Source organism: Kitasatospora sp. NPDC056184 (assembly GCF_042268405.1).
Taxonomy (GTDB): domain Bacteria; phylum Actinomycetota; class Actinomycetes; order Streptomycetales; family Streptomycetaceae; genus Kitasatospora.
In genome coordinates, this window is the sequence record NZ_JBHJUI010000026.1 from 91,459 (window position 1) to 100,927 (window position 9,469).

Annotated in this window: 9 protein-coding genes; 3 read left to right on the forward strand and 6 right to left on the reverse strand. The window is 74.9% G+C overall.

Annotated elements, in window-relative coordinates; genetic code table 11:
• Positions 1–145: 145 nt before the first annotated feature.
• The 5 genes from ACFC0B_RS34300 to ACFC0B_RS34320 all read right to left on the reverse strand — a co-directional run bounded on the left by ACFC0B_RS34300 (position 146) and on the right by ACFC0B_RS34320 (position 5,496).
• On the reverse strand, positions 146–1,081 hold the full coding sequence (locus ACFC0B_RS34300; RefSeq protein WP_376095023.1) for a C40 family peptidase: 936 nt from the start codon (positions 1,079–1,081) through the stop codon (positions 146–148).
• Between the two features lie 216 nt (positions 1,082–1,297).
• Positions 1,298–2,722, reverse strand: a complete 1,425-nt coding sequence (locus ACFC0B_RS34305) for an acyl-CoA synthetase (RefSeq protein WP_376095026.1) — start codon at positions 2,720–2,722, stop codon at positions 1,298–1,300.
• Between the two features lie 180 nt (positions 2,723–2,902).
• A complete protein-coding gene (locus tag ACFC0B_RS34310; RefSeq protein WP_376095029.1) occupies positions 2,903–3,865 on the reverse strand; it encodes an electron transfer flavoprotein subunit alpha/FixB family protein in 963 nt (320 codons plus the stop codon).
• Between the two features lie 46 nt (positions 3,866–3,911).
• Positions 3,912–4,697, reverse strand: a complete 786-nt coding sequence (locus ACFC0B_RS34315) for an electron transfer flavoprotein subunit beta/FixA family protein (RefSeq protein ID WP_376095032.1) — start codon at positions 4,695–4,697, stop codon at positions 3,912–3,914.
• A 385-nt stretch (positions 4,698–5,082) separates the two neighbouring features.
• Positions 5,083–5,496 carry a thioredoxin family protein gene (locus ACFC0B_RS34320; protein ID WP_376095035.1) on the reverse strand — a complete coding sequence of 138 codons (414 nt, stop codon included), beginning with the start codon at positions 5,494–5,496 and terminating at the stop codon, positions 5,083–5,085.
• A 266-nt stretch (positions 5,497–5,762) separates the two neighbouring features.
• Here ACFC0B_RS34320 and ACFC0B_RS34325 point away from each other — a divergent pair, with 266 nt between their 5' ends.
• The 3 genes from ACFC0B_RS34325 to ACFC0B_RS34335 all read left to right on the forward strand — a co-directional run bounded on the left by ACFC0B_RS34325 (position 5,763) and on the right by ACFC0B_RS34335 (position 8,610).
• Positions 5,763–6,188, forward strand: coding sequence for a DUF4395 domain-containing protein (locus ACFC0B_RS34325; RefSeq protein ID WP_376095038.1), 426 nt, complete (start codon positions 5,763–5,765; stop codon positions 6,186–6,188).
• Positions 6,189–6,442: 254 nt separating this feature from the next.
• Positions 6,443–7,213 carry a lysophospholipid acyltransferase family protein gene (locus ACFC0B_RS34330; RefSeq protein WP_376095041.1) on the forward strand — a complete coding sequence of 257 codons (771 nt, stop codon included), beginning with the start codon at positions 6,443–6,445 and terminating at the stop codon, positions 7,211–7,213.
• Between the two features lie 173 nt (positions 7,214–7,386).
• Complete coding sequence (locus tag ACFC0B_RS34335) at positions 7,387–8,610, forward strand: hypothetical protein (protein WP_376095044.1); 1,224 nt, start codon at positions 7,387–7,389, stop codon at positions 8,608–8,610.
• Between the two features lie 29 nt (positions 8,611–8,639).
• On the opposite strand, the gene ACFC0B_RS34340 is transcribed toward ACFC0B_RS34335, so the two are convergent.
• A complete protein-coding gene (locus ACFC0B_RS34340; protein WP_376095047.1) occupies positions 8,640–9,326 on the reverse strand; it encodes a hypothetical protein in 687 nt (228 codons plus the stop codon).
• Positions 9,327–9,469 lie beyond the last annotated feature (143 nt).

A 9,469-nucleotide genomic window follows, 5' to 3' on the forward strand; every position in this document is an offset into this window, starting at 1 on the left:
TACCGCCCACCCGGGGCCACCGCCGCCGCCCCGTGGGGGGCGCGCCCCCCCCGGCCCCCCGCGCCCCCGCGGGGGGGGGGGCCCGGCCCCCGGGGGGGCCCGGGGGGGGGGGGCCCGGGCACCGGCGGGGCGGCGCGGTCAGGCCTCAGGGCCGGCCCATGTGCGTCGGGTAGTAGCCGCTGCTGATCCGCGAGATCCGGATCGAGGTGCCGGGCCGGGCGGCCTCCACGTACTGGTTGCCGCCCAGGTAGATCGCCACGTGGTGGATGCCCCGCGCGCTGCCGTCGTCCGACCAGAACAGCAGGTCGCCGCGGCGCAGCTGCCCGGCCGTCACCGGCGTGGTGGCCGCGTACTGGTCGTTGGCGACCCGCGGCAGGGAGACGCCGCCGCGCTTGAAGGACTGCTGGACGAGGCCCGAGCAGTCGTAGCCGTCCGGCCCGTTGCCGGCCGTCCGGAACGGCTTGCCCAGCTGCGCGAGCGCGTACTGCACCGCCGCCTCGACGTCACCGTCCGGCGACGCGGCCGCGGACGAGGAGGACGACGAGGACGAGGAGGCCGTGTCGGAGGACGGGGAGGCGGAGCCCGAACCCGAGGCCGACCCGCCGGTGCGGTCCAGGTAGACGTCGTAGTGCGAGGTCCAGCGCCACTGGCCCTGGCTGTTGCGGAACCAGTACCGCGATCCGTCCCACCCCTGGGTGATCCCCCCGGACGAACCGGCCGACTTCGTCGCGGACGTCCCCGAAGCGGCGCCCGCCGCCGGGGCCGAGCCGCCGCTGCGCGCCAGGTAGACGTCGTAGTGCGCCGTCCACCGCCAGTGGCCCTGGCTGTCCTGGAACCAGTACCGCGAGCCGTCCCACCCGGCGTGGGCCGGCGCCGGCTCGGCCGCGGCGGTCCCCGCGCCGGCGCCGAGGCCGATCACGCCGGCGCCGGCCGCGATCACGGCCACCATGCCTATCCCCCGGCGGACCCGCGCCGCACGGGAGGGGCGGGCACCCGCCGCCGGCCGGAGGGAGGAGGAGGCGGTGGACTGCCCGGTCGCGTCGTCGGCGGCACCCGGTGCGCCGGTGTTGACGGTCGTCATGCTGCTGTCTTCCTTCGCTGATCGCGCCGGTCGCGACGATCGCGCCGAACGCTGGGAGCTGAACGCTGGACGCGGTGCGCGGGGCCTCGTCGGCCCCGGCCGCGCCGCTTGTCACGTTAGGCACGCGTCCGCTCACAGCGCGCAGTGGAGTGCGCCAAAGGAAGGCTCACGGAAGGTGAGCGGCCGTCATCCGACCCGGCGCCGGATGACCGCCCGTCACTCGGGTGCCGACTCCGCCAGCAGCTGCTTCTTCAGCACCTTTCCCAAGGCGTTCCTGGGCAGTTCGGGCACCAGCACCACCCGCCGGGGCCGCTTGTGCACCGAGAGCCGCTCCGCCACAAAGGCCGTCAGCTGGTCCCCCGTCACGGAACCCTCCGGAACGACGTACGCCACGATCGCCTGGCCGAGGTCCTCGTCCGGCGCGCCGACCACGGCGGCGTCGGCCACCGCCGGGTGGTCGCGCAGCGCCGCCTCCACCTCGCCGGCGCCGATCCGGTACCCGCCGCTCTTGATCAGGTCCACCGAGGCGCGCCCGACGATCCGGTGGAAGCCGTCGGCGCCGATCACCGCGACGTCCCCGGTGCGGAACCAGCCGTCGGCGGTCCAGGCCTCGGCGTCGGCGTCCGGCCGGTTGAGGTACCCGCGGAACAGCGTGGGACCGGCCACCTGGAGCTCGCCGACGCTCTCGCCGTCGTGCGGGACGGGCCCGCCGTCCTCGCCGACCAGCCGGGTGCGCACCCCGGCCACCGGCAGGCCGACGCTGCCCGGGCGGCGCTCGCCGTCGGCCCGGGTGGAGACCGTGATCAGCGACTCCGTCATGCCGTAGCGCTCGATCGGGGCCCGACCGGTCAGCGCGGCGAGCCGTTCGAACACCGGCACCGGCAGCGGGGCGCTGCCGGAGACCAGCAGCCGGGCGGAGGCGAGCCGGGCGGCCGCCTGCGGGTCGCCCGCCACCCGGGACCAGACGGTCGGCACGCCGAAGTAGAGGCTGCCGCCCGCCGCCGCGTACCCGGCGGGGGTCGGGCGCCCGGTGTGCACCAGCCGGCTGCCGGTGCGCAGCGCGCCGAGCACGCCGAGCACCAGTCCGTGCACGTGGAACAGCGGCAGGCCGTGCACCAGGGTGTCCTCGGCGGTCCACTGCCAGGCGTCGGCGAGCGCGTCGAGGTCGGCGGCGACGGCGGAGCGGCCGATCATCGCCCCCTTGGGCGCGCCGGTGGTGCCGGAGGTGTAGAGCACGAAGGCGGTCGCCGCCGGATCGGGCTCGGCGTACGTGGTGGCGGAGCGCTCGCGCAGGTCCACCGGGAGGCCGGCGATCCCGGCGTCCTCCGGCGGGGTGTCGGCGGCGGCGTGGGCGAGCAGGGCGGCGCCGGAGTCGCGCAGGATGTGCGCCCGCTCCTTGGGGCCCGAGTCGGGCGGCAGCGGCACCACCGGCACCCCGGCGAGCAGCCCGCCGACGACGGCGGCCACGGTCTCGGCGGTGGGCCGGGCGAGCACCGCGAGGGCGGGGGCTCCGGCCACCCGGTCGGCGACCGCGGTGGCCGCGCCGAGCAGCTGCTCGCGGGAGAGCCCGGGGCCGTCGGAGATCCGCACCGCGTCGGCCGAGTCGCCGGATCCGCCCTGAAGCGCCGTCAAGAGTGTCATGCGTCCGCCCTCGCCCCTGTCCACGATGTCCACGATGGTCCGCTGCGCGCGACGGTCAGCGACCCGCGCCGCCGACCGACTCTACGGGCCGCCGCCCACCGGCCGGCGTCCGGGCGAAGGACGGCGGGGGCGCGCCCGGGAAATCCCGGGCGCGCCCCCGCGCCGGTGCCGTGCGCCGGATCAGGCCTTGCGGGCCTTCACCTCGGCGGTGAGCTGCGGCAGGACCGCGAACAGGTCGCCGACGACGCCGTAGTCGACCAGCTCGAAGATCGGGGCCTCGGGGTCCTTGTTGACGGCCACGATGGTCTTCGAGGTCTGCATGCCGGCCCGGTGCTGGATGGCACCGGAGATGCCCGCCGCGATGTACAGCTGGGGGGAGACCTGCTTGCCGGTCTGGCCGACCTGGCTGCTGTGCGGGTACCAGCCGGCGTCGACGGCGGCGCGCGAGGCGCCGACGGCCGCGCCCAGCGCGTCGGCCAGCTCCTCCACCACGCCGAAGCCCTCGGCGGCACCGACGCCGCGGCCGCCGGAGACCACGATCGCGGCCTCGGTCAGCTCCGGACGGCCGGTGGAGACCCGCGGGGTGCGCGAGACGACCTTGGCCGCGTTGCCGGTGAACGCCACGGTCACGTCCTCCACCGCGCCGGCGGCCGGGGCGGCCTCCGGGGCGACGGCGTTCGGCTTGACGGTGATCACCGGCGCGCCGTGCGACACCGTGGACTTCACCTGGAAGGAGGCGGCGAACACCGACTGGACGGCGACCGGACCGCCGTCACCGGCCTCCAGGTCGACGGCGTCGGTGATGATGCCGGAGCCGATCCGCAGGGCGACGCGGGCGGCGACCTCCTTGCCCTCGCCGGAGGAGGTGACCAGCACCGCGGCCGGCTCCACCGCCTTGGCGATCTGGGCCAGGGCGTCCACCTTCGGGACGACCAGCTGGTCGGCGAACTCGGCGCCGTCCGCGACGTACACCTTCGCGGCGCCGTACTCGGCGGCCTTGGCCGCCAGCTCGGCGGCCTTGTCGCCGGCGCCGAGGACGACGGCGGAGGGCTCGCCGATGCGGCGGGCCAGGGTCAGCAGCTCCAGGGCCGGCTTGCGGACCACGCCGTCGGCGTGGTCCACGAGAACCAGGATCTCAGCCATGATTCATTGCTCCTGATCGATCGTTGGATGCGCGAACGGGTGGGGACTAGATGAACTTCTGGCCGGCGAGGAAGCCGGCGAGCGCCTTGCCGCCCTCGCCCTCGTCCTTGACGACCGTGCCCGCGGTCCGCGCCGGACGCGCCGCCACCGACTCCACCGCCGTCCACGCACCCGCCAGACCGACCTCGCCGGCCCCGATGCCCAGGTCGTCCAGGTCCAGGGACTCCACCGGCTTCTTCTTCGCCGCCATGATCCCCTTGAACGACGGGTAGCGCGCCTCACCCGACTGGTCCGTCACCGACACCACCGCCGGCAGCGCCGCCTCCACCAGCTCCGTCGCCGCGTCACCGTCCCGACGGCCCCGCACCACGCCGCCCTCGACCGACACCTCCGACAGCAGCGTCACCTGCGCCACCCCCAGCCGCTCCGCCAGCAGCGCCGGCAGCACGCCCGTCGAACCGTCCGTCGACGCCATCCCACCGATCACCAGGTCGAACCCGGTCCGCTCCAGCGCCTTCGCCAGCACCGCCGACGTCCCGATCACATCCGACCCGTGGATGTCCTCGTCGTTCACGTGCACGGCCTTGTCCGCACCCATCGACAGCGCCTTGCGCAACGCGTCCTTCGCGTCGTCCGGCCCCACCGTCAGCACCGTCACCTCGGAGCCCTCATTGGCCTCCGCGATCCGCAGCGCCTGCTCCACGCCGTACTCGTCCAGCTCCGACAGAAGGCCGTCCACGCCCTCCCGGTCGGTGGTGTGATCGTCCGAGAAACGACGGTCACCCGTCGCGTCCGGCACGTACTTCACACAGACAACGATCCTCAAGCTCACGGCCTGTCTCCTGTACTGGTCTCGTCCGGCGGCTGCGGCTGTGCAGGTGGGCGCGAACACGGCTCGCACCCCCTCCCGGCAGTGCGTTTCCCGTGCCGGTCCGGAACTTCCTGGCAGCATACCCGCCAGTAGCCCGACGGTCACTACTCACCAGTAGCTTACGCCGCGCGGTCCCGGCCGGGGCCGCCCGCGGGTCCCCTCGGCAGCCCCGGGGAGACCTCCGGTCCGGTCCGGACCGCGGGACGACCGCGCCGCCGTCAGAGCCATCCTGCCCCAGCCCACCTCCGACTCCACCCGACGGGGCTGCCCTTCCGTCGTGGGATTCCCCTCGGCGGCACCCCGCGCGCCCCCGCCCGCACCCCGGAGCCCCGGACGGTCCGGAGGATCAGACCGCCGCGCCCAGCGCCGCGATCACATCCGCCTTCCGCGGCTGCCCGGCCGCCCGCCGCACCACCCGGCCACCGGCGTCCAGCACCAGCACGGTCGGCGTCCGCACCACGTCCAGCCGCCGTACCAGCTCCAGCCGCTCCTCGGCGTCCAGCTCGACGTGCGCCACACCGTCCACCATCCCCGCCACCTCGGCCAGCACCCGCCGGGTGGCCCGGCACGGCTGGCAGAACGCGGTGGAGAACTGCACCAGCGTCGCCCGCGCCCCGAGCGGCTCCCCCAGCTCCGCCGCCGACAGCCGCACCGCCCCGTCCTTCGCCCGCACCCGCAGCCTCCCGTCACGCTTCGCTCGCAGCAGCCCGAACGCGCTCGCGGCCACGAGCGCGACAACACACACCACCCATCCGGTCATCCCCCCAGTCTGCTCCGCCCCGCCGCGCCGCCGGTGCGGGGGTCCCGAGACCCGGCAGCCCCCCTCGACCGGGGCGCGCGGGCCCGCGTACGATCGCCCCGTGGACTCCGACCGCCCCGCACAGCCGCTCCTGACCACCCGCCGGGTGGTCGACCTGTGCCGGGCCACGGCCTCGCGCTGTCGCTGACGCGCACCCCGGCCGTCCCGGGCGCCCGCGGCCGCCTTCCGCCGCGCGGCCCGTCACCCCTCCCCGCCCCGGAGTCCCCGTGCAGATCGACCCCCGCGGGCCGCGCTTCGCCGCCGCCCTCACCACCCTCGTCCTGATCGCCGTCCTGCTCACCGGCAGCGGCCTCCTGCTCGCCGCCCAGACCCTCGTCTTCGCCCTCGGCGCCCTCGGCGGCCTGCGCCGCTCCCCCTACGGCTGGCTCTACCGCACCCTGGTCCGCCCCCGGCTGGCGCCGCCCACCGAGACCGAGGACGAACGCCCGCCCCGGTTCGCCCAGGGCGTCGGCCTGGTCTTCGCCGCCGTCGGCACCGCCGGCCTCCTCGCCGGGATCGGCTGGCTCGGCCTGCTCGCCACCGGATTCGCCCTGGCCGCCGCCTTCCTCAACGCCGCGTTCGGCTACTGCCTCGGCTGCGAGCTGTACCTCCTGGTCCACCGCGCCCGGACCAGGGCCGGCCTGGCCGCCTGACCGCCCCGAACGGGCACGAAACCGACCGGACGCCCGGGCGGGAAAAGTTCCCGCCCGGGCTCATCACGCACATCACACCGCCCGATCCCGCCCCAACAGGACGGCTCAGGTGACAGCGGGCACCCGTTCGGGGGATCATCGTCGTGTATCGCCCGTGGCCGCCGCGGTGTGCCGTGCCCCCGGTCGGCCCCCACCTACGGCACGCGGGTCCCCGCCGTACCGGGCCGCCAGGCCCGTCGAAGTCAGGACTGACCGTGGCAGACCTCGTGTACCCGCCGGTGATCGGCGCCGCGCTGACCGTCTTCCGCGCACTCGACGTGCGCATCCGGATCGTCGGCGCCGAACACATCCCCGCCAAGGGCGGGGCGGTGCTGGTGAGCAACCACATCAGCTACCTCGACTTCCTCTTCGCCGGCCTCGGCGCCTACCGCGGCGGCAAGCGCAAGACCCGCTTCATGGCCAAGGACGACGTCTTCAAGCACGCCGTCTCCGGCCCGCTGATGCGCGGCATGAAGCACATCCCGGTCGACCGCACCGACGGCCAGCCCGCCTACGAGGCCGCCGTCCGCGCCCTGCGGGCCGGCGAGGTGGTCGGCGTCTTCCCCGAGGCCACCATCAGCCGCTCCTTCATGCTGAAGAAGTTCAAGACCGGCGCCGCCCGGATGGCCGCCGACTCCGGCGCCCCGCTGCTCCCGGTGGTCCTCTGGGGCACCCAGCAGCTCTGGACCAAGGGCCGCCCGAAGACCCTCACCAAGCGGCACGTCCCGGTCACCATCATGATCGGCGAGCCGATCGTGCTGACGCCCGAGGACAAGCCCGTCATGGTCACCCGCCGCCTGCGCGCCGCGATGTCCGAGATGCTCGACCGGGCCCAGCGCGAGTACCCCGGCAAGCCCTCCGGCCCCGACGACACCTGGTGGCTCCCGGCCCAGCTCGGCGGCACCGCTCCCACGCTGGAGGTCGCCGAGGCCGAGGACGAGGCGGAGGCCGTCGCCCAGGCCGAACGCCGGGCCGCCCGCGGCTGACCGGGCCCGACCCGGCCGCACGCCCCGCGAACGGATGACTCCCCGTCCCCGAGCGGACGCGGACCGTCGCGTGTCGCCCCGTCGCCCTCTCTCCGATCTGACACAGTGACAGCTCCTTCGGGGGGCTCACGCCCGGCCTCGCCGGACGGATCGGAGACGGAGATGAGACGCGGATGACCCGCACACGGACACGGCTCTCGGGGACCACTCCCACCATCCACCGCACCACCCCTGCCAAGGCCCGCACCCGCCATCGCGCCGGTGCGGGCCTGCTGCTCGCCGGGACCCTGCTCACCGGTTGCGGCGCCCAGCCCGGCGACATCCCGCTCAGCGAGATCCGCGCCGAATCCCCCACCCCGACCCCGACCCCGGCCGTCGAACCGGCCGTCGCCGACGCCGCCGCCGGCGTGGTCGGCGCCGACGCTGCCACCCCGACCGCCCCGTCGGCCCCCAACGGCCTCATCGCCGCCCGGGTCTACCTCGACCAGGACCGCCTCACCAGCGCGATCTTCTCCGTCACCGCCGACGGCAGGACCCGCCGCCAACTCACCCAGCCGGCCGACCGGACCCGCGACGACCACCCCGCCTGGTCCCCCGACGGCACCACGCTCGCCTTCGACCGCACCGGCGGCGATTCCCCCGGCCGGATCTGGACCGCGAGCGCCGACGGGCAGAACGCCCGTCAGCTGGGCTCGCTCTGCGAGGCCGGCGCCACCGACTGCCTCAACGAGACGGAGACCACGCCCGCCTGGTCCCCCGACGGCAAACAGCTCGCCTTCACCCGGACCTGGGGCAGCTCGGACCCGACGACCGAGCAGATCCAGTACAGCGACCTCTACGTCATCGCCCCCGACGGCACCACCGCCCAGCGGATCACCTTCCTCACCAACGACACCCCGTACTCGGGCACCGTCACCGACCCGGCCTGGTCCCCCGACGGCAAACAGCTCGTCTTCTCCTACCGGACCAGCGCCACCGGCCAGCCCGCCGACAGCCGCGCGCTCTACCTCGTCAACGCCGACGGCACCGGACTGCGCCGTCTCACCCCGTGGGAACTGCGGGCCGGCGACCGCGCCAACTGGTCCCCCGACGGCAGCCGCATCGTCTTCACCACCTACCCCGCCGGCTCCGACAACGCCCCCGGCGGCGGCATCTACACCGTCCACCCCGACGGCACCGCCGTCGAGGCGCTCACCCCCGGCCCGTCCGACATCACCTACGGCGTCGCCTCCTACTCCCCCGACGGCACCGCGATCGCCTTCGCCCAGGCCCCCGCCGACGGAACCTCCGAGCTCTACACCATGCGCGCCGACGGCTCCGGCGTCGCCCGGGTCACCGACACCCCCGGCCGCGGGGAGAGCCGCCCCAACTGGGGCACGGCCCAGCCGCAGGGCTGACCGCCGGACGCGGCTCGGCCGCCGCCCGCTCAGGAGGGCGTCGGCCGAGCCGTCAGATCACTCTCCCGGAGCTTCGACTGCACCCGGTTCAGCAGCTCCTCGCCCAGCGAACGGGCCTGCGTCTCACAGGTGTTCACCGCCTTCGCGGCATCCGTGTCCTTCGTACTGCCCGCGTAGCACTCCAGCTCCAGCCGGACGATCAGGTTCCCGTCGACGAACGCGCCCTGCCAGACCAGGTCCTTCCGGGTCTCGTCCCGCACCACGACGCGGTAGCCGGCCTCGCCCCGCGAAGCCGTCTGCTCGAACCTCCTGCGAGCATCCGGGGAAAGGGTCTCCGTGGGCGCCTGGGCGTTGTGGAGGGTCGCCTGGTACCAACCGAACGTGGCGTTCTTCGTGTCGTAGGTACGGGCGTCCACGTCCAGCTTCCAGTACTCGTCGCGCTCGCCGCCGGTGCTCTCCGCCCGGCACGAGCGCCACCTCTCCCCGTCGACCGGGCCGCCCGGCCCGTCCGAGGCACGCCCTTCGCTCTCGTTCCCCGGCAGGCCGACACGACCGATCTCCTTGCAGAGGTTGTCGGCCGTCCGGTACCACCCGACGGGCGGCTTCGCGTCCTGGCTCTTCCCACCGCCGCTGCTGCAGGCCGACAGCGCCATCGTCAGCGCCAGGACCGTCCCGAGCACCGCCGCGCTCCTACGAGTTCCGATTCGCTTCATCACGGCGCCAGAGTAGAACTGACGGGCCGTCACCGCCAGGGGACCTGCCCCGAACGCAAAGAACCCCCGCCGGATAACCCGGCGGGGGTTCTTCACAATGATTGTTCGGCGGCGTCCTACTCTCCCACAGGGTCCCCCCTGCAGTA

Bases quoted from the DNA above. Each gene is read 5' to 3' on its own strand.
- ACFC0B_RS34300 (WP_376095023.1), bottom strand. From the start codon at position 1,081: ATGACGACCGTCAACACCGGCGCACCGGGTGCCGCCGACGACGCGACC.
- ACFC0B_RS34305 (WP_376095026.1), bottom strand. From the start codon at position 2,722: ATGACACTCTTGACGGCGCTTCAGGGCGGATCCGGCGACTCGGCCGAC.
- ACFC0B_RS34310 (WP_376095029.1), bottom strand. From the start codon at position 3,865: ATGGCTGAGATCCTGGTTCTCGTGGACCACGCCGACGGCGTGGTCCGC.
- ACFC0B_RS34320 (WP_376095035.1), bottom strand. From the start codon at position 5,496: ATGACCGGATGGGTGGTGTGTGTTGTCGCGCTCGTGGCCGCGAGCGCG.
- ACFC0B_RS34335 (WP_376095044.1), top strand. From the start codon at position 7,387: ATGACCCGCACACGGACACGGCTCTCGGGGACCACTCCCACCATCCAC.